This is a genomic window from Nonomuraea sp. CX421 (assembly GCF_059358955.1).
Map to the genome: position 1 here is coordinate 236,328 of NZ_JCADBK010000009.1, position 20,977 is coordinate 257,304.

General features: G+C 71.4%; 22 protein-coding genes. 15 read left to right on the top strand and 7 right to left on the bottom strand.

Annotated elements, in window-relative coordinates; translation table 11 throughout:
• Nucleotides 1-24: 24 nt before the first annotated feature.
• The 6 genes from AC5L3X_RS19210 to AC5L3X_RS19235 are packed head-to-tail and all read left to right on the top strand — an operon-like array spanning nucleotide 25 to nucleotide 4,688.
• A complete protein-coding gene (locus AC5L3X_RS19210; RefSeq protein ID WP_189128485.1) occupies nucleotides 25-702 on the top strand; it encodes a hypothetical protein in 678 nt (225 codons plus the stop codon).
• Nucleotides 665-1,420 carry a CpaE/TadZ family protein gene (locus AC5L3X_RS19215; protein ID WP_358465316.1) on the top strand — a complete coding sequence of 252 codons (756 nt, stop codon included), beginning with the start codon at nucleotides 665-667 and terminating at the stop codon, nucleotides 1,418-1,420. Before AC5L3X_RS19210 ends, AC5L3X_RS19215 begins: the two co-directional genes overlap by 38 nt.
• On the top strand, nucleotides 1,417-2,712 hold the full coding sequence (locus AC5L3X_RS19220) for a TadA family conjugal transfer-associated ATPase (protein WP_225264108.1): 1,296 nt from the start codon (nucleotides 1,417-1,419) through the stop codon (nucleotides 2,710-2,712). Before AC5L3X_RS19215 ends, AC5L3X_RS19220 begins: the two co-directional genes overlap by 4 nt.
• On the top strand, nucleotides 2,712-3,554 hold the full coding sequence (locus AC5L3X_RS19225; RefSeq protein ID WP_189128484.1) for a type II secretion system F family protein: 843 nt from the start codon (nucleotides 2,712-2,714) through the stop codon (nucleotides 3,552-3,554). The genes AC5L3X_RS19220 and AC5L3X_RS19225 overlap by 1 nt, the downstream gene beginning before the upstream one ends.
• A complete protein-coding gene (locus AC5L3X_RS19230; RefSeq protein ID WP_189128483.1) occupies nucleotides 3,547-4,470 on the top strand; it encodes a type II secretion system F family protein in 924 nt (307 codons plus the stop codon). The genes AC5L3X_RS19225 and AC5L3X_RS19230 overlap by 8 nt, the downstream gene beginning before the upstream one ends.
• Complete coding sequence (locus tag AC5L3X_RS19235; protein ID WP_189128482.1) at nucleotides 4,467-4,688, top strand: Flp family type IVb pilin; 222 nt, start codon at nucleotides 4,467-4,469, stop codon at nucleotides 4,686-4,688. Before AC5L3X_RS19230 ends, AC5L3X_RS19235 begins: the two co-directional genes overlap by 4 nt.
• Before the next feature lie 2 nt (nucleotides 4,689-4,690).
• On the opposite strand, the gene AC5L3X_RS19240 is transcribed toward AC5L3X_RS19235, so the two are convergent.
• Nucleotides 4,691-4,873 (bottom strand): hypothetical protein, encoded by a 183-nt coding sequence (locus AC5L3X_RS19240; protein WP_494858538.1) that lies wholly within the window; start codon nucleotides 4,871-4,873, stop codon nucleotides 4,691-4,693.
• Here AC5L3X_RS19240 and AC5L3X_RS19245 point away from each other — a divergent pair.
• From AC5L3X_RS19245 to AC5L3X_RS19270, 6 genes are all read left to right on the top strand, one after another.
• Nucleotides 4,817-5,188 (top strand): TadE/TadG family type IV pilus assembly protein, encoded by a 372-nt coding sequence (locus tag AC5L3X_RS19245; RefSeq protein ID WP_494858502.1) that lies wholly within the window; start codon nucleotides 4,817-4,819, stop codon nucleotides 5,186-5,188. The two genes, AC5L3X_RS19240 and AC5L3X_RS19245, sit on opposite strands and share 57 nt — an antisense overlap.
• A complete protein-coding gene (locus AC5L3X_RS19250; protein ID WP_494858504.1) occupies nucleotides 5,185-5,586 on the top strand; it encodes a TadE/TadG family type IV pilus assembly protein in 402 nt (133 codons plus the stop codon). Before AC5L3X_RS19245 ends, AC5L3X_RS19250 begins: the two co-directional genes overlap by 4 nt.
• Before the next feature lie 29 nt (nucleotides 5,587-5,615).
• Entirely contained in the window at nucleotides 5,616-6,008 is a 393-nt protein-coding gene (locus AC5L3X_RS19255; protein ID WP_189128491.1) for a pilus assembly protein TadG-related protein, read from the top strand.
• Between the two features lie 74 nt (nucleotides 6,009-6,082).
• Nucleotides 6,083-8,878: an AfsR/SARP family transcriptional regulator gene (locus AC5L3X_RS19260; protein WP_494858505.1), complete on the top strand. Its 2,796-nt coding sequence runs from the start codon at nucleotides 6,083-6,085 to the stop codon at nucleotides 8,876-8,878.
• 119 nt (nucleotides 8,879-8,997) lie between these two features.
• Entirely contained in the window at nucleotides 8,998-9,648 is a 651-nt protein-coding gene (locus tag AC5L3X_RS19265) for a hypothetical protein (protein ID WP_494858507.1), read from the top strand.
• Nucleotides 9,645-10,574 (top strand): hypothetical protein, encoded by a 930-nt coding sequence (locus AC5L3X_RS19270; protein WP_494858508.1) that lies wholly within the window; start codon nucleotides 9,645-9,647, stop codon nucleotides 10,572-10,574. Before AC5L3X_RS19265 ends, AC5L3X_RS19270 begins: the two co-directional genes overlap by 4 nt.
• Nucleotides 10,575-10,640: 66 nt before the next feature.
• Here the strand turns inward: AC5L3X_RS19270 and AC5L3X_RS19275 are convergent, their stop codons facing one another.
• The 6 genes from AC5L3X_RS19275 to AC5L3X_RS19300 all read right to left on the bottom strand — a co-directional run bounded on the left by AC5L3X_RS19275 (nucleotide 10,641) and on the right by AC5L3X_RS19300 (nucleotide 15,849).
• Nucleotides 10,641-10,865, bottom strand: a complete 225-nt coding sequence (locus tag AC5L3X_RS19275; RefSeq protein ID WP_357684429.1) for a hypothetical protein — start codon at nucleotides 10,863-10,865, stop codon at nucleotides 10,641-10,643.
• A 22-nt stretch (nucleotides 10,866-10,887) separates the two neighbouring features.
• Nucleotides 10,888-11,400 carry a methylated-DNA--[protein]-cysteine S-methyltransferase gene (locus tag AC5L3X_RS19280; protein WP_494858510.1) on the bottom strand — a complete coding sequence of 171 codons (513 nt, stop codon included), beginning with the start codon at nucleotides 11,398-11,400 and terminating at the stop codon, nucleotides 10,888-10,890.
• Nucleotides 11,397-12,851, bottom strand: a complete 1,455-nt coding sequence (locus AC5L3X_RS19285) for an AlkA N-terminal domain-containing protein (protein ID WP_494858511.1) — start codon at nucleotides 12,849-12,851, stop codon at nucleotides 11,397-11,399. Before AC5L3X_RS19285 ends, AC5L3X_RS19280 begins: the two co-directional genes overlap by 4 nt.
• Nucleotides 12,852-13,016: 165 nt before the next feature.
• Nucleotides 13,017-13,958, bottom strand: a complete 942-nt coding sequence (locus tag AC5L3X_RS19290; RefSeq protein ID WP_189128473.1) for an NYN domain-containing protein — start codon at nucleotides 13,956-13,958, stop codon at nucleotides 13,017-13,019.
• Nucleotides 13,959-14,065: 107 nt separating this feature from the next.
• Complete coding sequence (locus AC5L3X_RS19295; RefSeq protein WP_189128472.1) at nucleotides 14,066-14,266, bottom strand: acyl-CoA carboxylase subunit epsilon; 201 nt, start codon at nucleotides 14,264-14,266, stop codon at nucleotides 14,066-14,068.
• Nucleotides 14,263-15,849, bottom strand: a complete 1,587-nt coding sequence (locus AC5L3X_RS19300) for an acyl-CoA carboxylase subunit beta (protein ID WP_189128471.1) — start codon at nucleotides 15,847-15,849, stop codon at nucleotides 14,263-14,265. The genes AC5L3X_RS19295 and AC5L3X_RS19300 overlap by 4 nt, the downstream gene beginning before the upstream one ends.
• A 36-nt stretch (nucleotides 15,850-15,885) precedes the next feature.
• Here AC5L3X_RS19300 and AC5L3X_RS19305 point away from each other — a divergent pair, with 36 nt between their 5' ends.
• From AC5L3X_RS19305 to AC5L3X_RS19315, 3 genes are all read left to right on the top strand, one after another.
• Nucleotides 15,886-16,707 carry an ABC transporter ATP-binding protein gene (locus tag AC5L3X_RS19305; protein ID WP_494858512.1) on the top strand — a complete coding sequence of 274 codons (822 nt, stop codon included), beginning with the start codon at nucleotides 15,886-15,888 and terminating at the stop codon, nucleotides 16,705-16,707.
• The gene (locus AC5L3X_RS19310; protein ID WP_494858514.1) at nucleotides 16,704-18,281 is read left to right on the top strand and encodes a hypothetical protein; all 1,578 of its coding nucleotides are present in this window, start codon (nucleotides 16,704-16,706) and stop codon (nucleotides 18,279-18,281) included. Before AC5L3X_RS19305 ends, AC5L3X_RS19310 begins: the two co-directional genes overlap by 4 nt.
• 68 nt (nucleotides 18,282-18,349) lie before the next feature.
• The gene (locus tag AC5L3X_RS19315; RefSeq protein WP_494858515.1) at nucleotides 18,350-20,971 is read left to right on the top strand and encodes a phosphoenolpyruvate carboxylase; all 2,622 of its coding nucleotides are present in this window, start codon (nucleotides 18,350-18,352) and stop codon (nucleotides 20,969-20,971) included.
• Nucleotides 20,972-20,977: the final 6 nt, after the last annotated feature.

Consider the following 20,977-nt stretch of genomic DNA (forward strand, 5'->3'; position numbering starts at 1 on the left):
TTCACAAATGGGAGCCCCCCACCCATGAGGACCAGCGAAAAGCCTGCCGTCAACCCTGCCGTCAACACGGCGGGGTTGTCCGGCCCGGCCTCGCGCAAGCTCCCCGTCCCACCCCGCGAGCGGAAGCCTGCCCTGGCGGCCCTCGCGGTGCTCCTCATCCTGGGCGGGGCGCTGGCCACGACACTGCTCGTGATGCGCAGCGGAGACCGGATCTCCGCGATCAGGATCACCGAGCAGGTCGGCGCGGGCCAGCCGTTCACCGAGCAGTCGATCGAAGAGGTGCAGATCGCCGACACCGGCATCGACTACGTCAGCTGGTCCGAGCGGCAGAAGGTGCTCGACAGCTTCGCCGCGGTCACCATCCTGCCCGGCACCCTGTTCATCGACGACATGGGCGTCACGGCCAGCCAGGAGCTGGGCCCCGGTAAGGCCAAGGTGGGTCTCGCGCTCAAGCCCGGCCAGGCGCCGGCCGGCCTCGTCAAGGGAGACCGGGTGCAGATCGTGCACGTGCCGGGCCGTTCCAGCCAGACCGAGAGCCGGGTGCTCGCCCAGAGCGCCCTCGTGGTCAGCGTCGGAGCGCCGGGCAGGACCGGCGGCAGCGGGCAGATCACCGTGATCGTCGACTCGACGGCGTCACCGGAGATCGTCAGATACGCCTCCAGCGGTGAGATCGCGGTGGCCGTGCTGCCCGGGGCTCGCTGAGGTGGCCCTGATCGTGCTGGCCGCCGACAAGGGCGCGCCAGGGGTGACCACCGCCGCGACGGCCCTGGCGGCCGTCTGGCCGAGGCCCGTGCTGCTCGCCGAGTGCGACCCCGCGGGCGGCGACCTCGCCTACCGGCTGCCCAGCGCCGACGGCGGCGTGCTCAACCCGGGCAAGGGCCTGCTCACACTGGCGGCGACGGCGCGCCGCGGGCTGGAGCCCGCGCAGATTCACGAGCACACACAGAAGATCGTGGGCGGGCTCGACGTGCTGGCCGGGCTCACCCATGGCGAGCAGGCGGCCGGGCTGACCTGGCTGTGGGGTCCGCTCGGCCGCTCGCTCGCCGCCGTGCCGCACGCCGACGTGATCGCCGACTGCGGCCGCCTCGGCGCCCACCCCCAGCTCGGCGATCTGCTGGCCGAGGCCGAAAAGGTCGTGCTGCTCACCAGGGCCACCCTCGACCACGTCGCGCACCTGCGCGAACGCCTCTCGATCACCAAGGCTCACGGCGTCGTCGTGATCGCCGACCCGCGCAACTACCGCTCCTCGATCGACGACGTACGCCGCATCGTGGGCTCGACCGTCGGATTCGTGTACGGCCTGGCCCACGATCCCAAGGGGGCCGAGCTGCTGCGCGGCCAGTGGGGCGGACGGCTCGACCGCTCGCTGCTCATCCGTACGGCACGCGATCTCGCAGGACGGCTGGTGAGCCACCCGTGATCGACCACTCCCTCGTGAAGCGTTTCCGCCAGGAGGTCGGCGACCGCCTGGCCCACCAGCGCCGGCTCGACCAGGCCAACGGCCTGGCCGCGATGACCGGCGAGGACGAGCGGCAGTTCGCCAGGGCGCTGATCTCCCAGGTGCTGGAGGAGCACGCGCGCAACGAGATCGGCCTGGGCCGCACCCCGCCCACGGTCGAGGAGGAAGAGGCGCTGGCGGCCGGCATCCACGCCGCGCTGTTCGGCGTGGGCCGTCTCCAGCCGCTGCTCGACGACCCCGACGTCGAGAACATCGACATCAACGGCTGCGACAAGGTTTTCGTCGGTTACGCCGACGGCCAGGAGCTCGCGCACGACCCGGTCGCCGAGTCCGACGAGGAGCTGATCGAGCTGATCCAGATCCTGGCGGCCTACTCGGGCCTGTCGAGCAGGCCGTTCGACACCGCCAACCCGCAGCTCGACCTGAGACTGCCCGACGGCTCGCGGCTGAGTGCCGTCATGGACGTCACGCTCAGGCCGGCCGTGTCGATCCGCCGCGCCCGCCTCGGCAAGGTGTTCCTGTCCGACCTGGTGGGCAACGGCACCCTGAGCCCGGAGATCGGCCGGTTCCTGACGGCCGCGGTCGCCGCCCGCAAAAACCTCATGATCGCGGGCTCCACCAACGCCGGCAAGACGACCCTGCTGCGAGCCCTGGCCAACGAGATCCCGGCCGGAGAGCGGCTGATCACCGTCGAACGCGCGCTTGAGCTCGGTCTCGACCAGTTCCCCGAGCTCCACCCCAACGTGGTCGCCTTCGAACAGCGGCTGCCCAACTCCGAGGGCCAGGGCGAGATCACCATGGCCGAGCTGGTCAGACGCTCCCTCCGGATGAACCCCAGCCGCGTCATCGTCGGCGAGGTGCTCGGCGACGAGATCGTCACCATGCTCAACGCCATGACGCAGGGCAACGACGGCTCCCTGTCCACCATCCACGCCAATTCCAGCATGGAGGTGTTCAACCGCATCTCCACCTACGCCCTGCAGGCCAACGAGCGCCTCCCCATCGACGCCACCCACATGCTCATCGCCGGCGCCATCGACTTCGTGGTCTTCGTCGAGAAACGCAACGACTACGACCGCGGCGGCACCCTGCGCCGCTACGTCTCCAGCATCCGCGAGGTCAACGGCTGTGACGGCCGGGTCCTGTCGAGCGAGGTGTTCGCGCCGGGCCCCGACGGCTCCGCCTTGCCCCACGCCCCCGTCTCCTGCCTGCAGGAGCTCGCCGCCCACGGCTACCACCCGGGAGGCTGGTGATGATCCCTCTCGACCCGCTGGCGCTGTTCGCCGGCGCCGCCGTCGGCGGCGGCGTCTTCCTGCTCGTCCTCTCCCTGTACGGCCTGCGCCCCAAGCCGTCGCAGCCCGAGCGCCACCTGGTCAGGATGCTGACCACGCGCGGCGCGATCGCCGCGGTCGTGGCCGTCGTCGTCCTGGCGGTCACCCGCTGGCCGGTGGTCGCCGTGGGATCGGTGCTGCTGGTGTTCGCCTGGCGCGGTCTGTCGGGCGGCGCGGCCGAGGAGCGCGCGGCGATGCGCAGGCTCGAAGGACTGGCCGCCTGGACCGAGTCGCTGCGGGACACGATCGCCGGCGCGGCCGGGCTCGAACAGGCCATCCCGTCGTCGATCAGGGCGGCCGCGCCCATGCTGAGACCCCACCTGCGGGCGATGGTCGACCGGCTGCACACCAGGATGGCGTTGCCCGACGCGCTGGCGTTGTTCGCCGACGAGCTCGACGACCCGTCGGCCGACCTGGTGGTGGCCGCGCTGATCCTCAACTCCAAGCTGCGCGGCCCGGGTCTGCGCGACGTGCTGGGCGCGCTGGCGGTGTCGGCGCGCGAGGAGCTCGACATGCGCCGCCGCGTCGAGGCCGAACGCCGCGCCACGAGGCGCAGCGTGCAGATCGTGGTGATCACCGCACTGGTCTTCGCCGGCCTGCTCGTCGTGTTCAACCCGTCCTACGTCGGCGAATACACCGGCCTGCTCGGCCAGGCGGTGCTCGCCGTCGTGGCCGGGCTGTTCGGCGCCGGATTCGCCTGGATGCGGCGGCTCGCCCGATTCGACAAGCCCACACGTCTGCTGGTCGGAGGCGGCAATGGTTGAAGGCGTACTGGCCGGCGGCGCGCTCGGGTTCGGCCTGTTCCTGCTGCTGCGCGCGATCTTCCCGGCCCAGCCGGGCCTGGTGGCGCGGTTGCTGGCGATCGAGGCGGTGCGCGAGGACGCGGGCGCGCCCCGCATCCAGCTCGTGCTGCCCGACGAGGAGGTCAGCGCCTTCCGCCGGGGTCTCGGCGTCAGACTGGCCCGCGTCTACCACGCCCGCGGCTGGGAGGCCCGCTCGGTCAAGGCCGACCTGGCCCTGGTCGGCCGGTCATTCGAGGGTTTCCTGGCCACCAAAGTGCTGCTCGCCGCGGCCGGGCTGCTGGCCTTCCCCGTGCTGCTCGGCTGGCTGGTCCTGATGGAGTGGGGCACGTCGCTCGCGATCCCGTTCTGGGCCGCCGTGCTCGCCGCCCTGTTCTTCTTCTTCCTGCCCGACGTGCAGGTCAAGCGCGACGCCGCGGCGCGGCGGCGTGACTTCAGGCACGTGGTCGGCGCGTTCCTCGACCTGGTCTCCATGAACCTCGCGGGTGGCCGGGGCGTTCCCGAGGCGCTGATGATGGCGGTCTCGGTCAGCGGCGACCAGCCCAACTGGGCGATGGCCCGCATCCGCGACGCGCTCAGCGGGGCCCGGATCGTCGGCATCACCCCGTGGCAGGCGCTCGGCCAGCTCGGCGAGGAGATCAACGTCGACGAGCTGCGCGACCTGTCGGCCGCGCTCGGCCTGGTCGCCGACGACGGCGCCAAGGTCCGGGCCTCGCTGACGGCCAGGGCGGCCACCCTGCGCCGACGCGAGCTCGCGGAGATCGAGGGCCGGGCCGGCGAACGCTCCCAGTCGATGCTCGTCGCACAGCTCCTGCTCTGCGCGGGTTTCGTGATCTTTCTCAGTTTCCCAGCCGCTATGAAGATGTTGGGGTCCTCATGAACCATCCCTGGATCATCTACCTGCGGGCCTACCTCGGTGTCCGCGTCCACCGCGCCCGCACGGCGCCCAGCCGGGGCGCCTCCGCCGTCGAATGGGTGATCATCACCGCCATCATCGCCGGCGTCGCGCTCGGCCTCGCCACGCTGATCAAGACACTCGTGGAGCAGAGGCAGAACGACATCCAGAACTCCTTCGGTGGCGGCAGCGGGGACACGTGATCTCATCCCGGCTCGTTCGCGCACGCGGGCTCCGTCGCGAACGTCGGCTCGTTGGCGGACTCGGACTTCGTCGTGAACGCGGGCTTCGTCGTGAGCGCGGTGTCACGGTCGTCGAGCTGGCCCTGCTGATGCCGGTCGTCCTCGCGGTCGTGCTCCTTATCGTGCAGGTGACACTCTGGTTCCACGGCCGCCAGGTCGCGGAGGCCGCCGCCCGCGAGGGCGCCCGGGTGGCCCGCTCGGCCCCTTTCGACTCGGGCTCCTGGGAGGGCGAGGCCCAGACCAAGGCCACGTCCATCGTGCGGACGATCGGCCCCCGGTTGCTCTCCGACGCCACGGCCACCACCTCGGTCAGGGAGCCCGACCAGCGTTTCGTCACGGTGACGGGCAGCGCCGTCCAGGTCATCCCGTTGCTGCCCGAGCTCACCTTCACGATCACGGCCACCGCGGGGGGGCCGGTGGAGTGCTTCCGCCCCGACGACGGGGGGGACGACTGCGGATGAGTTTGCGAACGAGGCGTGAGCGGGGGTCGATGGCCGTGGAGACGGTCATGCTGGCACCGGTCTTCCTGCTCTTCCTGATGTTCCTGGCCGGAGCCGGTCGGCTGGTCGAAGCCCAGGGCCAGGTCAACGGGGCCGCCAGGGACGCGGCCAGGGCCGCCTCGGTGCAGCGCACGTTGGACGACGCCGGCACGGCCGCCGAGGCGACCATCACGGCCGCGCTGCAGGGGCGGTGCGCGCAGCCCGCCGTCTCGCTGGCCGGATCCGAGTGGGAGGCGGGCGGCCAGGTGCGGGCCGAGGTGACCTGCGAGCTGGACCTGAGCTTCCTGGGATTCAACGGCACCAAACAGATGACCGGCACGGCCGTGGTGCCGCTGGAACAACTGCGGAGGATCGAGTGAGCTCCCGGGTGGCAGGGGAGCGTGGGTCCATGTCGGTGTTCACCGTGCTCTTCTCCGTGGTCGTCTTCCTGCTCGCCGGGCTGCTGGTCGACGGCGGGGCGGCGATTAACGCCCGGCTGCGGGCCGCCGACGTCGCCGAGCAGGCCGCTCGCGCGGGCGCCGACACGATCGACGTCGACCACCTGCGCGCCACCGGTCAGACCCGGCTGCTGGACGAGGGCCAGGTGTGCGCCAGGGCCGATGAGGTGATCGCGGCTCACGGCGGTGACGACGTGTCCACCGGCGCCTGCGCCGTGGAGCAGGAGCAGACCGCGGTGACGGTCACCGTCAAGGTGTCCTGGACCGCGTTCTTCCTCGGCGCCATCGGCTTCCCCGGCACTGAGATGGAGGGCACGGCGACGGCCGGACCCGAGGCCAGATGAGCCAGACCGATTCCGACCACTTGGTGGCCCGGAGATCGGTGCGGAAGGACGCTGGACGCGAGAAAGGAGAAGCGATGCCCACGCGAGAGCCGGTGCGTCCACCCGGGCGGGTGCCCGTGCGGCCGCCCGCGCGCATCCCGGCGAGGCGGTCCGCCGGCGACGTGTTCGCGGGGCTCGCGGCGCTCGTGGTGCTGGTGGCGCTCGTCGGCGGCGTCCCCTATGCCCTGCTCACGTTCGTCGGGCCGCCGCTCGGGCCGCAACTGCTCGACCTCGACCTGCTCACCAGCCGCGTCGGCCCGTCCACGATTACCGCCGTGCTGGTCCTGCTCGTCTGGCTGGCCTGGCTGCAGCTGGTCGCGTGCGTGATCGTCGAGGTGTACGCCGGGGTCCGCCGGATCGGCATGCCGGCCAGGGTGCCGTTGTCCGGCGGCACCCAGTGGCTGGCCAACCGGCTGGTCTCGGCGGTGCTGCTGCTGTTCACCGTCGGGGCGGCGGCCGTGCCCATCGCGCGGCTCGGCACACCGCCGCCCGCCCCGCCGCCCATGGCCGCGGTCGCGTTCTCGACTCCGGTCGTGGAGCAGCCGCTGGAGACCCAGCGGAGCAAGAAGGTGTACGTGGTGCAGCCGCCGCACGGCCGCCACCACGAGAGCCTGTGGGAGATCGCCGAGAAGTGCCTGGGCGACGGTCGGCGATATCCGGAGATCTTCCAGCTCAACCAGCACAAGGAACAACCCGACGGCGTCCGCCTCCGGATGGCCGACCTGATCAGGCCGGGCTGGGTGCTCGACATGCCCGACGACGCGCGCAACGTGCACGTCGTACCCGCCAGGCAGCCGCGTGCCGAGACCCTGCGCGAACACCCCGGCAGAGCCTCGACCAGCCCGGCTCGTGTCGGCGCGGAGCAGCAGCAGACGGTCGAGAGGAAGCAGGGAGAACACGAGGCCGGCGAGACGCGCGACACTCGGCGGGACACTGCCGACCAGCAGCGTCCGGCCGACCAGCAGCGTCCGGCCGAAGAACAGCGTCCGGCCGAAGAACAGCGTCCGACTGAACGGCAGGCCCCGGCGGAGCAGCGTCCGGGGCTGGAGCTCGTCGAGTATCTCGCCGGGGCGTCATTGGCCGCCGCCGGGTTGCTGGTCGTGCTCGGCAGGCGGCGCCGGGCTCAGCTGTGGCGGCGCGCGTTCGGCCACCGCATCGTGCGGCCGCGCGACGACGCCGCCGAGGCCGAGGTGGCGCTCCGGCTGGGCGCCGACGCGCCCGGCACCCGGATTCTCGACGTCGGCCTGAGACTGCTCGGCGCCGAACTGGCCGCGGCAGGCCGCACCCCGCCGACCGTCTACGCGGCCCACCTGTCACCGGGCAACCTCGACCTGTGGATCCATCCGCCCGACGGTGAAGCGCCGGCCCCCTGGACCGCCCAGGACGGTGGCCAGGTGTGGCGGCTGTCCGCCCACGAGGGGCGCCTGCTGCCCGATTCGGGGGAGAGTCCGCTGGGCGGCGCCCCCTACCCGGGGCTGGTGTCTCTCGGCACCGACGCGAGCGGACGGGTGCTGATCGACCTGGAGGCCGCACAGGGTCTGATCAACATCCGGGGCAGGCAGACCACCGCCGCCCTCGCCGCGCTGGCCGTCGAGCTGGCCACCAACCGGTGGTCCGACCGCATGCGCATCACGCTCGTCGGCTTCGGTGAGGAGCTGACCGCGATCGCCCCCGACCGCATCAGGGCCGTGGGCGGCCTGGCCGAGGTGCTGCCGGAGTTGGAGGCGACCGCGACCCCCCGCCAGGAGGTGCTGACCGGCCGGATCACCGGCCGCCCGCGCGATGCCCACTACCTGCTGTCGGCGGTGACGCCGAGCCACGACGAGGCGAGACGGCTGGCCCTGCTGGCCCGCAAGGACACGGCCGGGTACGTGGTGACCGGCGACGTGCCGCACGCCACCTGGACCCTGGAGATCACCGACGACGGCAAGGCGAAGATCGCCGAACTCGGCTTCGAGGTGACCGCGCAGCTCCTGCCCCGCCGCCACTACCAGGCCCTGGTCGCGCTGTTCCGCACGACCGAGCAGTTCGACGGCGAGGCCGTCCCCGAGGCCGAGCCGCTCGCCGACTACGGCCTGCCCGCCGTCGAGGTGCGGATGCTCGGACCCATCGAGATCGTCGGTCTCGACCCACTGGAGGAAGGCCGGATGGCGCTCGCCGCCGAGCTGCTGGTCTATCTCGCCACCCATCCCGGAGGCGTGCACCCGGTCGTCCTGGGCGGCGTGCTGTGGCCGAGGGGCGTGCAGCCCATGGTCAGAGACGCGACGATCGCCCGGGTCGCCGCCTGGCTCGGCAAGCGGCACCTGCGCGTCGACGAGGCCGGCAGGCTCAGACTGGGGCCCGAGGTCCGCACCGACTGGGCGCTGTTCCGCGAGATGGTTCGCCGGTCCCACGGCGATCCCAACGCGCGGACCGTGCTCCTGGAGCGAGCGCTCGGCCTGGTCAGAGGCCCCCTGCTGAGCGGGCGTCCGTCGGGCCGATACGCGTGGCTGGCCGCCGACGAGCTGGAGTACGACGTGACGGCCGGGGTCGCCGACGCCGCGCACCGCCTGTGCGAGATCAGGCTGGCGCACGGGGAGCCGGACGCCGCCGTCGCAGCCGTACGGGCCGGCCTGCTGCTCGCCGCCGACGACGAGGGGCTCTGGCGCGACCTGCTGCGCGCCACCCACGCCACGGGCGATCTCGTACGGCTGCGCGCGGTCATCGAGGCGTTGACCAGAAGGGCCGGTTCGCACGCGTACGGCGGCGGGCCGGCCCCCGAGACCGAGGCGCTCATCGACGAGCTGCTGCCGTCGTGGCGCCTGCACGTGGTGAGGGAGTCCACCGCATGAGACGCGTGACGGGTTCATCGGGAAGGGAGGCGCCCGAGCGTCCGGGCATGGCCGACAGCTCGTGTGCGCCGGAGGGGCCGGGCATGGCCGACAGCTCGTGTGCGACTGGGGGGCCGGGCATGGCCGACCACTCGTGCGCGACCGAACGCCTGGCCACGGGAGGGAAGGGCGTCGGCGTGATGCGGCTGGTCCTGTTGGGGGGCGTGTGGTTAGCGCTGGTGGCCGGGTGCGCCGCCCAGGCCGAGCGGCCCTACACCCCGCGCGAGGTGGCTTCCCCGGCGAAGACGGCGGCGCGGGCCTCGCCCACGGCCGGGCCGCGGACGGTCGCGGTCGGCGACGGGATGAGGGTGCGCATCGAGTGGCCGGCGAGCCCCGACCCGCTGCTGAAGGTGCTGACCAACTACTACATCGGCACCCGCAAGGCCGTGGTCACCGGCGTCGATCGTTACAGCCGCGACCTGGAGATCGACGCGGAGGTGCAGGCGACCGAGTGGATCCGGGAGTTCACGGACACCGACCAGTCGCTGCGTGGTGTCGCGCGGCTCTACGACCTGCGCGTCAGCGCCGCCCGGAGCAAGGGGGCCCAGATCGACATGTGCGTGGACGAGTCAGAGCTGCGCCTGATCTCCACGCGCACCGGTAAGGCGGTGACATCCCAGCCCGACTGGACGCGCGAGCCCTACCACCAGGCCGCGCTCGCGCACCGCGGCGACGACGGTGTGTGGCGCATCAGGGCACTCGTGTCCGACGACGAAAGGTGCAAACGATGAACCCCTTGGTCCCGGCACTGGTCGCCGGGCTGCTGGTCCTCGCCCCCACCCCCAAGCCGGGTGGCGACACGACGATCGAGGGCACCGAGCGCGGCAACGAGCGGGGCATCACGCTGTCCAACTCCAGCATCGTCCTGAAGGGCGACGTCAAGGGCGGCAAGAGCGACGGCTACCGCGTCAAGAGTCCCTGCTGGTACGAACCGGGCCTGGACGCCGACGCGATGCTGAAGTTCCAGACCGACCCCCGCACCCAGTTCGCCAGGATCAAGGCCGACGACCGGAGCTTCGACAGGTTCGTCCAGCAGTTCAAGGACAAGAAGGGCCAGCCGGGCCGGTGGTGGACACCCGCCTACGACACGAGCCACCCAGAGGGCGCGGCGTGCTGGGCCGAGCTGGAGCTGTTCCTCTTCGTGCCCCCCGGCACCACGCCGCCTTCCGGGATCACGTTCGAGCAGCTGGCGGAGATCGCGAGGGCCGCGTTGACCGTGCCCGAGCCGGTGATCAAGCTCAACCCCGACGTCAAGAGCTACGTCAACCTGCCCACCTTCGTCTGGCTCGACGACCCCGGCGACTCTCAGCGTTCGGTCACCGCGACGCTGCCGGGCATCATGAGCGCGACCGTGGTCGCCACGCGGCAGAACATCACGATCACATCGGGCACCACCGACGACCGCGCGAAGGTGGTGCAGGACGGCTGCGGCCAGGTCGGCACCCCTTACGTCAAGGGCGCCGCGTTCACCTGCGGCGTGCAGTATCTGCGGGCATCGATCGACCAGCCGCGCGAGGTCTATGAGCTGACCGTGTCGAGCACCTGGCCGGTCCAGGTGGCCGACCGGGTGGTGCCGTTCCAGTTCGCGCCGGTCGAGGTGAGCGCCACGCGCGACGTGCCGGTCGGTGAGGTGCAGAGCAACGTGCGCAACCCTTAGCCCAGGTCCGCTCAGACGCCGAAGGGCCGGTACGGGCTTGCCGTACCGGCCCTCGCCAGGCTCTGATCAGTCGAACAACTCGTCAACGCTTCGCACGCTGAGCGCTTTGAACGTCCACTCGTCGAGCAGCGCCTCGTCCGTGCATCCGGAGATGCGGGCCCGGGCCTCGTCGGTCACGGGGATGCCGCGAGCGTCGAGAAAACCGATCACGGACCGAGGCGCCGACCTGGCTCGTTCCTTGCGGAGCCATCTGATGATGAACTCGCTCTTGTGCTCGTAAGATCCGGTCACCCGGGGATGTTACCGACCGCTGTCAGATCATGACCGAAAGTTTTCCCGCTTCGTGAGCCAGCAGCCATTCCTTTACCGGAGTGCCGTAGTAGTAGCCCCCGAATCCGCCCGTACTGGGCAGGACGCGGTGGCAGGGGACGAACGGCGCGATCAGGTTCTGGGCGCAGGCCGAGCCCGCCGCGCGGGCGGCCGTCCTGGGCAGCCCGGCGCGTTCGGCGAGCTGGGCGTAGGAGACCGTGGTGCCGGGCTTCACCTCGCGCAGAGCCTGGTGCAGGCGCCGGCGGGTGGCGCTGCCCGGCTGCTCGACCGCGATGGCGTCGAGGGCCGTGAGGTCGCCGTCGAAGTAGTCGCGGACCGCCTGGCCGGCGGGGCCGAGGTCGTCGACCGCGTCCAGGCCCTCGGCTCGCAGGGCCGGCGCGAGCCGCGCGTACATCTCCTCGGGATCGGCGGTGAAGCCGCCCGCGACGAGCACGCCCTCGCGCGTCAGCAGGGACAGCGGGCCGATCGGGGTCGGCAGGACCTGTGCTTCGATCATGATGAACTCCATAGGTGCAGGGCGGCGTAGGCCCGCCAGGGGCGCCACCGTTCGATGTGGTCATCGGGAATGCCCAGGCAGGCCAGGCGCTTGGTGAGCACCAGGTCGCCGACGGGCCAGGCGTCGGGGTCGCGCAGCGCGCGCAGCGCGATGTAGCTCGCCGTCCAGGGGCCGATGCCGGGGACCTGGAGCAGCTCGGTCACGGCTTCGGCCGGATCCTGGCCGCCGTCGAGGTCGATCCGGCCGCCGCTCGTACGGGAGGCCAGCTCCTTGAGGGTGGCGATCCGGCGATTGGTCAGGCCGAGACCCTGCAGGTCGGCCTCGGCGAGCTCGGCCGGGGTGGGGAAGAGGTGGGTGAGGCCGGTGCCCTCGGTGCCCCGCCCGGCTCTGGCCACGACGCGGCCCAGCAGGGTGCGCGCTCCGGCGACCGAGATCTGCTGCCCCACCACGGCGCGTACGGCCAGCTCGAAACCGTCGAACGTGCCCGGCACCCGCAGCCCCGGACGCGCCTCGACCAGCGGGGCCAGCGACGTCTGGCCCAGCGCGGCGGCGATCGCGTGCGGATCGGCGTCGAGGTCGAGCAGGCGGCGGCAGCGGGCCACGATGCGGGCGAGCTGCCGGGTGTCGTCCACCTCGACGTCCAGGGCCAGGTGGCCGGGCTTCGGGGTGAGCGTGATCGTGCCGCCGGGGACGGCCCGGCTGTAGGAGGTGGCATCGGCCAGCTCCAGCCCCGGGATGGCCCGCGAGGCCAGGAAACCGAACACCCCCTCCACGTCGTACGGCTCCCGCCGGTGCAGGCGCAACCGGAACACCGCCGGGGCGGCGACCACCCCGTTGTCGGGGGCGGAACCGTCGCGGACGGCGCGGGCCGCCGCGGGCCCGCGGGCCGTGGCGCGCAGCTCGCTCGGCGTGAAGCCGTACGTCTCGCGCATGGCCGCGTTGAACTGCCGGACACTGCCGAAACCGGCCGCGAACGCCACCGATGTCACCGGCAGAGCGGTCTCGGTCAGCAACTGCTTGGCCAGCAGCAACCGCTTCGTCCGGGCCACCGCGAGCGGCCCCACACCCAGCTCGGCGACGAACAGCCGGTGCAGGTGGCGTTCGGTGATGTGCAGCCGCCTGGCCAGCCCGGCCACGCCGCTGTCGTCGGCGTCCCCGTCGTCGATGAGGCGCAGGGCCCGGCCGACGAGGTCGCCGCGCAGGTCCCAGCCGGGGTCGCCGGGGGAGAGCTCGGGGCGGCAGCGCTTGCAGGGGCGGAACCCGGCCGCCTCCGCCGAGGCCGCGTGGCGGTAGAAGCGCACGTTGCGCGTCGCCGGGGTGCGGGCCGGGCAGATCGGGCGACAGTAGATGCGCGTCGTCGTCACCGCCGTGTAGAAGCGCCCGTCGAACCGGGCGTCCCGCGCGGAGACCGCCCGGTAGCAGGAGTCGAAGTCGAGCTCGGTGGGTGCCATGTCTTCGACGATACGCACTGGTGGCATCGGGCGACCGGCGGAAATCGGACCTCACCGTGAAATCGCGGGTGAGCAGGTCGAAGCCGGTGAGTGGCGGAAATCGGACTCTCTGGAGAGGCTGATTCGGGTAGGGCCTCCGTCGCCACGCCGGAGGCCCTGGTCAGCTCACTTGGACGAGACCCCGACCCCCAGGTCGAACTCCCGGTAGACGCGCGCCCAGAACCCGTCGCGCAGCCAGACCCGGGCCTCGGGGAACGGGCGCAGCGAGTGGCCGAGCTCCTTCTCCGCCTCGATCAGCAGCTCGGTGTCGATGACGGTCGGCAGGATCGGCCCCGGCAGCAGGTCGCGGATGTTGTCGCGGCCCCGGGTGAGGATCCACTTCTGGGCCACGTGCTCGCCGACGTCCTCGACCCGGGGGCGGCTGGGCCCGAGCTTGGCGACCTGTCCAGGCTTGACGTGCGGCTTGACCGGAGCCCGTCCGGCGAACACCTGGGCGGGCGACGGGGCGGCGGCCGGCGGTGCGACCGGAACGGGCTGCGGAGCACGGCTGAAAAAGGGCCTCAGGAAATCAGCGGTGATCACTTCGACGGTGTCGGACTCCCAAACGAGCCGTTCGGCCTGGTTGGTGCCGTACGGCGGCTCGACGCCCCACAGGTGGATGCGAACGCCGTACGCCTGGGCCGCCTCGACGGCGGGCACCATGTCCTCATCGCCCGCCAGCAGAATGGTGTCGGTCACCGCGTGGTGTCTGGCCAGCGCCTCCAGGTCGCTCCTGATCTGCGCGTCGACACCTTTCTGCTGGCCACGGGCGTTGAGGTTGCCAAGCCGTACCTTGACCCAGGGGAGCTGGGCGATGACCCGCTGATCGACGGTGGGCACGCGGTCACGGGCTGCGTCATACCAATAGATCCGCAGGAGTTCGCCGGAAATACGTTCCAATGCATGTTTCTGGAGGCTCTGGATCAGCTCATCCGCGGCCACCCGATATTCCTTGCGTTCCTTCGCGCCAAGCAGCACTTCACCTGCTGCAGCGTAGAGATAACCGACGTCCACCAGGACGGCGTACTTAGCTGCCACAGGGTGCGGCATGAGGTCTGGGATGGCCATGTCGTCCTCCAGGCCGCGGCGTTAGTTGATCGGCCGACTATATACGTCCACTTTCTCTAGATAGTCCCAACTCCCGGAGAACTTGACACCCGTTTCCCGGGATCTATCTAGGGTAGGCCGCTCGTCCGCCAAGCCGACTTCCCTGGAGAGAGCGGCTTACGCATGGCTCTTGATGGGTTTCGCCATGTTTGTGTTCTGGGCGGGGCCGGAGGCTCCGGAGCGACCTGACGGGCCGCGAGGACGGCCACGAGAGCGGCGATCTCCTCGGCGGTCGCGTCGCCCCGGACAATCCGCAGGTGTCCGCTCATAGCGGGATGTTCCCATGCTTCTTCGGGGGCAGCGTGGCCCGCTTGTTCCGTAGCGCCCGCAGGGCCCGTACGACGTGCGCCCGCGTCTCGGACGGCTTGATCACCGAGTCGACGTAGCCGCGCTCGGCCGCGATGTACGGATTGGCCAGGGTGTCCTCGTACTCGGTCACCAGCCTGGCCCGTTCGGCGTCGGCGTCACCGGCCGCGGCCAGTTCGCGCCGGTAGAGGATGTTGACCGCGCCCTGCGCGCCCATCACCGCGATCTGCGCCGTCGGCCAGGCCAGGTTGACGTCCGCGCCGAGGTGCTTGGACCCCATGACGTCGTACGCGCCGCCGTAGGCCTTACGGGTGATGACGGTGATCAGCGGGACGGTGGCCTCGGCGTAGGCGTAGAGCAGCTTGGCGCCGCGACGGATGATTCCGTTCCATTCCTGATCGGTTCCAGGGAGGAAACCCGGAACATCAACAAAAGTGAGGATCGGGATATTGAAAGCGTCACATGTTCGAATAAATCGTGCCGCCTTCTCGGAAGCGTCGATATCCAGGCAGCCGGCGAAATGCATCGGCTGGTTGGCCACCACACCCACCGACTGGCCGTCCACGCGGCCGTAGCCCACCACCAGGTTCGGCGCGAACAGCGCGTGGACCTCCAGGAACTCCCCGTCGTCGAGCACGTGCTCGATCACCCGGTGCATGTCGTACGGCTGGTTGGCCGAGTCGGGGATCAGCGTGTCGAGCTCCGCGTCGGGCTCCAGGTCGGCGGCCGGCTCGAACACCGGGGCCTCGTCCAGGTTGTTGGACGGCAGGTAGGACAGCAGCGTCTTGACGTACTCCAGCGCGTCCTCCTCGTTGGACGCCTGATAGTGGGCCACGCCCGACTTCGTGTTGTGCGTGTGCGCCCCGCCGAGCTCCTCGAACGTGACCTCCTCGCCCGTCACGGTCTTGATCACGTCGGGTCCGGTGATGAACATCTGCGAGGTCTGGTCGACCATGACCACGAAGTCGGTCAGCGCGGGAGAGTAGACGTGCCCGCCCGCCGCGGCGCCCATGATCAGCGAGATCTGCGGGATCACGCCTGAGGCGTGCACGTTGCGCTTGAAGATCTCCGCGTAGAGGCCGAGCGCGACCACGCCCTCCTGGATACGCGCGCCGCCGCCCTCGTTGATGCCGATGACCGGGCAGCCGGTCTTCAGTGCCATGTCCAGCACCTTGACGATCTTCTCGCCGTAGACCTCGCCGAGGGAGCCGCCGAAGATCGTCACGTCCTGCGAGAAGACGCAGACCTGGCGGCCGTCCACGGTGCCGTAGCCGGTGATCACGCCGTCGCCGTACGGCCGGCGGGTCTCCAGCCCGAACATCGTGGACCGGTGCCGGGCGAACTCGTCGAACTCCACGAACGAGCCCTCGTCGAGCAGGGCCAGCACGCGCTCGCGGGCCGTCATCTTGCCTTTGGCGTGCTGCTTCTCCACGGCCGCCGCCGACCCGGCGTGCGCGGCCTGGTCGAGCCGGCGCTCGAGATCAGCAATCTTGCCAGCAGTGGTGTGAATATCCGGTATGTCCGGCATTGGGGCAACAGCGCTCATGCGCGCAAGGGTAACCCCTCCTCTTAGAGTGGATCCATGACGGACGCCGTTCGCACACAAGGCCTGTTCAAACGGTATGGCCCGCAGGTCGCGGTGGCGGGGGTCGACCTCGTCGTCCCGGCGGGCAGTTTCGCCGGTCTGGTCGGGCCCAACGGCGCGGGCAAGACCACCACGCTCAGCATGATCACCGGCCTGCTGCGTCCCGACGGCGGCCGGGCCGAGGTCGACGGGCTCGACGTCTGGCGCGACCAGGTCCAGGTCAAGGCCCGCATCGGCGTGCTGCCGGAGGGCCTGCGGCTGTTCGAGCGGCTGTCCGGCCGGGAGTTACTGCACTACAGCGGCCGGCTCCGCGGCATCCCCAAGGCCGACGTCCTGGGGCGCGCCGAGGACCTGCTGCAGGTGATGGACCTGGCCGGAGCCGCCGACAAGCTGGTCGTCGACTACTCCACCGGCATGCGCAAGAAGATCGGGCTCGCGGCGGCGCTGCTGCACAACCCCTCGGTGCTCTTCCTCGACGAGCCGTTCGAGGGCGTCGACCCGGTCAGCGCCAACACGCTCACCGAGGTGCTCCAGCGCTTCACCGCCTCGGGGTCCACCGTCATCTTCTCCAGCCATGTCATGGACCTCGTCGAGCGGCTGTGCGACTGGGTGTCGGTGATGAACGGCGGCCACATCGTGGCGCAGGGCCCCCTGGAGAAGGTGCGCGGCGACCGCAGCCTCAACGACACGTTCCTGGCGCTGGTGGGCGGCCAGCGTGACGGCGGCGACACCGGCCTGACCTGGCTCGGCGCCAAAAACCTCGGCTCCAGGAACCTCGCAGGCGGAGACCTCGGCGCCGGTGACGGGGAGCCGAAGTGAGCACGGTCGCGCTCTTCGCCCAGCTCAAGCTCCGCCTGCTGGCCGGCAACCTGCGCGGTGACCTGTCCCGCAAACTCGGGTTCGTCTTCACCCTGGTCATGGCCGTGCTGCTGGCGGCGCTGGGCTTCTTCCTGATGAGCCTGATCCGGCTGGCGCCGCACGACATCGCGACCGACATCGTGATCGTCGTCTACACGTTCTTCCTCATCGGCTGGATGATCGTGCCGCTGCTCGCGTTCGGGCTGGACGACACGATCGACCCGGCGCGGCTGTCGCTGTTCCCGCTGAGCACCGGGCGGCTCGCGCTCGGCATGTTCACCGCGTCCGCCACCGGGGTGTGGCCCGCCGCGACCCTGATCGTCACGGCAGGCGCGCTGGCCGGGCTGGCCACCGGCGTCGGCGGCCTGCTGGTCGGGCTGGTGGCGGTGCTCCTGCAGTTCGCGCTCTGCCTGGTCACCTCCCGGCTGATCACCACCGCGCTGTCCGGCGCGCTGCGCACCCGGCGCGGGCGCGACGTGCTCGCCGTGGCGGCGATCTTCGTGGTGCTGCTCGCCCAACTGCCCAACCTGCTCGTCAACAGTGACCTCGGCGACCCGCTGGCGATCCTGCGCGGCACCGCCGATGCCTTCCGGTGGGCGCCCTCCGGCCTGGCCGCCCACGCCATCTCCGACGGCGGGCTCGCCGGCCTGGCCGAGCTGGCCGTCCTGGCGCTGATCGTGCTCCTGGTCGGCTGGCTGTGGATCAAGGCGCTCAGCCGGGCGCTGGTCATGCCCGACTCCTCCACCCAGGCGGCCTCCGTACGCAAGGAGAGCGGCCTGGTCGACCGTTTCCTGCCCGACGGGCCGCTGGCGGCCGTGGTGACGAAGGAGCTCAAGTACATCCGGCGGGAGCCCCGGTTCCGGGTCGGCTGGTTCTCCGCGGTCGTGGTCACCGTCGTGCTGGCGTTCTCACTCGGCAACAGCATCGGCGATGGCAGCGGCGGCGAGGTCGGGCCGTGGCTGGCCATCCTGCTGACCTCGTCGGGCGCGCTGATGATCGCGCTGCAGTCGGGCAACGCCTACGGCATCGACGGGCCGTCGATCTGGATGAACGTCGTGGCCTGCGGCTCCGAGGAGAGCTTCCGCACCGACCTGGCCGGGCGCCACCTGGCCAACGCGGCGCTCGCCACACCCGTGCTCCTCCTGATCTCCGTCGCCGCGAGCCTGTTCAGCGGCGACCCGGGAGCGATCGTGCCCGCCCTGCTGGCCGGTTGGGGCGCCCTCGGCATCGGGCTCGGCGTCGGCTCGGTGACCAGCGTGACCATCCCCTACACGGTGCCCGAGCGGCTCAACGCCTTCAGCGGGGCCGCGCCCGGCCAGGGCGGCCAGGCCTTCGCCTCCTCCATGGGCGCGCTGCTCGGCATCATGGCCCTGTCGCTGCCGTTCGTGGTGCCGATCGCGCTCGGCTGGACCTGGGTGTGCGTGCTGGCGCCGTTCTACGGGCTGCTGGTCGAGACGCTCGGCAGGCGGCTCGGCGCCAAGATCGGGTTCGCCCGGCTCCCCGAGCTGGTGGCGGCGGTCTCGCGGCCCACCTGACCAGTGGTCTAGTCCATTTGGCGAGACCGGTCTGCACCCGTTCCGAGCGACTCGGTAATCTGCGAAGCATGATTGACCAGCGGATCGAGCGTCGCAGTGCGGCCGTCACAGAGATGCCCGACGAGCTCCGCAACGATGTGCGGTTGCTCGGCAAACTGCTCGGCCAGGTGATCGCCGAGCAGGGTGGCGAAGATCTGCTGGCCGACGTCGAACGGCTGCGCAAGGCGGTCATCGCCGCCCGCAGGGGAGAGACCTCCGCCGACGAGATCACCGCCATGGTCGCCGAGTGGGAGATCGACCGGGCGGTGCAGATCGCCCGCGCGTTCACCTGCTACTTCCACCTGGCCAACCTGGCCGAGGAGCACTACCGCATCCGCACCCTGCGCGAACGCGACACCGAGGGCGGGGTGCAGCGCGAGTCGCTGGCGCAGGCCGTGGACGAGCTGGGCGGCGAGCGCGTCGCCGAGCTGGTCGGCGACATGGAGCTGCGGCCCGTGCTCACCGCGCACCCGACGGAGGCGCGCCGGCGCGCGGTCGTCACCGCCATCCAGCGGGTCAGCGCCCAGCTCACCGACTACAACACGCCCGGCCGCGGCGCCTCCGAGCGCGCCGAGAACACGCGGCGGCTGCTGGAGGAGATCGACCTGCTGTGGCGCACCGCCCAGCTCCGCTCCACCAAACTCGACCCGCTCGACGAGGTCCGCACGGCCATGGCCGCCTTCGACGAGACGCTGTTCCGGGTGGTCCCCCAGGTCTACCGCTCGCTCGACGCCGCGCTCGGCGACGACAGCGGCACCCGGCCGCCGCTGGCCAGGCCGTTCATCCGCTATGGCAGCTGGATCGGCGGCGACCGCGACGGCAACCCCAACGTGACCGCCAAGGTCACCCGCGAGGCCGTGCAAATCCAGTCCGAGCATGTGCTGACCGCGCTGGAGACCGCCACCACGCGCATCGCCCGCACGCTCACCGCCTCCGTCCAGTTCGCCCCGCCCTCCCTCGACCTGAACGCGGCGCTGACCGCGGCCAGGGACGCCCACCCCGAGCTGGTCTCCGAGCTGGGCACCCGCTCGCCCAAAGAGCCGCACCGGCAGTGGCTGCTGTACGTGGCCGCCCGCATCGCGGCCACCCGCCGCCGTGACCTCGACCTCGCCTACCTGGCGCCCGGCGACCTGATCGCCGACCTGCGCCTCGCCCAGGGGTCGCTCGCCGGCCACGCCGTCCGCCAGGCGTACGGAGAGTTGCAGCACCTGATCTGGCAGGTCGAGACGTTCGGCTTCCACCTCGCCGAGCTGGAGGTGCGCCAGCACTCCCAGGTGCACGCGGCGGCGCTGGAGGAGCTCCATGCGGGCGGCGAGCTGTCCGAACGCACCGAGGAGGTGCTGGCCACGATCCGGGTGATCGCCTGGATCCAGGAACGGTTCGGCGTGCGGGCCTGCTCCCGCTACGTGGTCTCCTTCACCCGCGACGCGGCCGACGTCGCCGCCGTCTACGAGCTGGCCCAGCACGCGCTGGGCAGCCGGGCGCCGGTGCTGGACGTGGTGCCGTTGTTCGAGTCGGGCCAGGACCTCGCCAACTCCCCGCAGGTGCTCTCCGGCATGCTGGAGATCCCGCAGGTGCGCGACCGGCTGGCCGCCACCGGGCGCAGCCTGGAGATCATGCTCGGCTACTCCGACTCGGCCAAGGAGCTCGGCCCGGCCGCTGCCACCCTGCGTCTGTACGAGGCCCAGGAACGGCTCACCGCCTGGGCCGCCGAGCACGACGTCCATCTGCTCATGTTCCACGGCCGCGGCGGCGCTCTCGGCCGGGGCGGTGGCCCCGCCAACCGCGCCGTGCTCGCCCAGGCGCCCGGCTCGGTCGCCGGCCGCTTCAAGGTCACCGAGCAGGGCGAGGTCATCTTCGCCCGCTACGGGCACCTGGCGATCGCCCGCCGGCACATGGAGCAGGTCGCCAACGCCGTGCTGATGACCTCCTCGCCCTCGGTCGCCGCCGCCACGGCCGCCGCCGCGAGCCGTTTCCGCCCCCTCGCCGAGCAGGTCGCCACCGCCTCCGAGCAGGCCTACCGCTCGCTCACCGAGGCGGACGGCTTCCCCGAGTGGTTCGCCCTGGTCAGCCCGCTGGAGGAGATCGGCTCGCTGCGCCTCGGCTCGCGCCCGGCCCGCCGGGGTCTCGGCGCGCCGCGCTCGCTCGACGACCTGCGCGCCATCCCCTGGGTCTTCGCCTGGGCTCAGACCCGGGTCAACCTGCCCGGCTGGTACGGCCTCGGCACCGGCCTCGCCTCGATCGGCTCCATGGACGAGCTGCGGGCGGCCTACCGGGAGTGGCCGCTGTTCAACGCCCTGCTGGACAACGCCGAGATGTCGCTGGCCAAGACCGACCGCTCGATCGCCGAGCGCTACCTGGCGCTGGGGGGCCGGCCCGACTTCGCCCGGCAGGTGCTGGAGGAGTACGACCGCACCCGTTCCCTCGTCCTGGAGGTCACCGGGCACGCTCGGCTGCTGGCCAACCGCAAGGTCCTCTCACGGGCCGTCCAGCTGCGCGACCCGTACGTGGACGCCCTCTCGCACCTGCAACTACGCGCCCTGCGGGCCCTGCGCACCGGCAACCCCTCGGACCACGAGCGCGACCGGCTGTCCACGCTGCTCCTGCTGTCGGTCAACGGCGTGGCGGCGGGCCTGCAGAACACCGGCTGACGGCGT

Excerpts from the sequence above, each read along its gene's own strand:
- AC5L3X_RS19210 (WP_189128485.1), top strand. The coding sequence starts at position 25 with ATGAGGACCAGCGAAAAGCCTGCCGTCAACCCTGCCGTCAACACGGCG.
- AC5L3X_RS19225 (WP_189128484.1), top strand. The coding sequence starts at position 2,712 with ATGATCCCTCTCGACCCGCTGGCGCTGTTCGCCGGCGCCGCCGTCGGC.
- AC5L3X_RS19230 (WP_189128483.1), top strand. The coding sequence starts at position 3,547 with ATGGTTGAAGGCGTACTGGCCGGCGGCGCGCTCGGGTTCGGCCTGTTC.
- AC5L3X_RS19235 (WP_189128482.1), top strand. The coding sequence starts at position 4,467 with ATGAACCATCCCTGGATCATCTACCTGCGGGCCTACCTCGGTGTCCGC.
- AC5L3X_RS19245 (WP_494858502.1), top strand. The coding sequence starts at position 4,817 with ATGCCGGTCGTCCTCGCGGTCGTGCTCCTTATCGTGCAGGTGACACTC.
- AC5L3X_RS19250 (WP_494858504.1), top strand. The coding sequence starts at position 5,185 with ATGAGTTTGCGAACGAGGCGTGAGCGGGGGTCGATGGCCGTGGAGACG.
- AC5L3X_RS19255 (WP_189128491.1), top strand. The coding sequence starts at position 5,616 with ATGTCGGTGTTCACCGTGCTCTTCTCCGTGGTCGTCTTCCTGCTCGCC.
- AC5L3X_RS19260 (WP_494858505.1), top strand. The coding sequence starts at position 6,083 with ATGCCCACGCGAGAGCCGGTGCGTCCACCCGGGCGGGTGCCCGTGCGG.
- AC5L3X_RS19265 (WP_494858507.1), top strand. The coding sequence starts at position 8,998 with ATGGCCGACCACTCGTGCGCGACCGAACGCCTGGCCACGGGAGGGAAG.
- AC5L3X_RS19270 (WP_494858508.1), top strand. The coding sequence starts at position 9,645 with ATGAACCCCTTGGTCCCGGCACTGGTCGCCGGGCTGCTGGTCCTCGCC.
- AC5L3X_RS19280 (WP_494858510.1), bottom strand. The coding sequence starts at position 11,400 with ATGATCGAAGCACAGGTCCTGCCGACCCCGATCGGCCCGCTGTCCCTG.
- AC5L3X_RS19285 (WP_494858511.1), bottom strand. The coding sequence starts at position 12,851 with ATGGCACCCACCGAGCTCGACTTCGACTCCTGCTACCGGGCGGTCTCC.
- AC5L3X_RS19290 (WP_189128473.1), bottom strand. The coding sequence starts at position 13,958 with ATGGCCATCCCAGACCTCATGCCGCACCCTGTGGCAGCTAAGTACGCC.
- AC5L3X_RS19295 (WP_189128472.1), bottom strand. The coding sequence starts at position 14,266 with ATGAGCGGACACCTGCGGATTGTCCGGGGCGACGCGACCGCCGAGGAG.
- AC5L3X_RS19300 (WP_189128471.1), bottom strand. The coding sequence starts at position 15,849 with ATGAGCGCTGTTGCCCCAATGCCGGACATACCGGATATTCACACCACT.
- AC5L3X_RS19305 (WP_494858512.1), top strand. The coding sequence starts at position 15,886 with ATGACGGACGCCGTTCGCACACAAGGCCTGTTCAAACGGTATGGCCCG.
- AC5L3X_RS19315 (WP_494858515.1), top strand. The coding sequence starts at position 18,350 with ATGATTGACCAGCGGATCGAGCGTCGCAGTGCGGCCGTCACAGAGATG.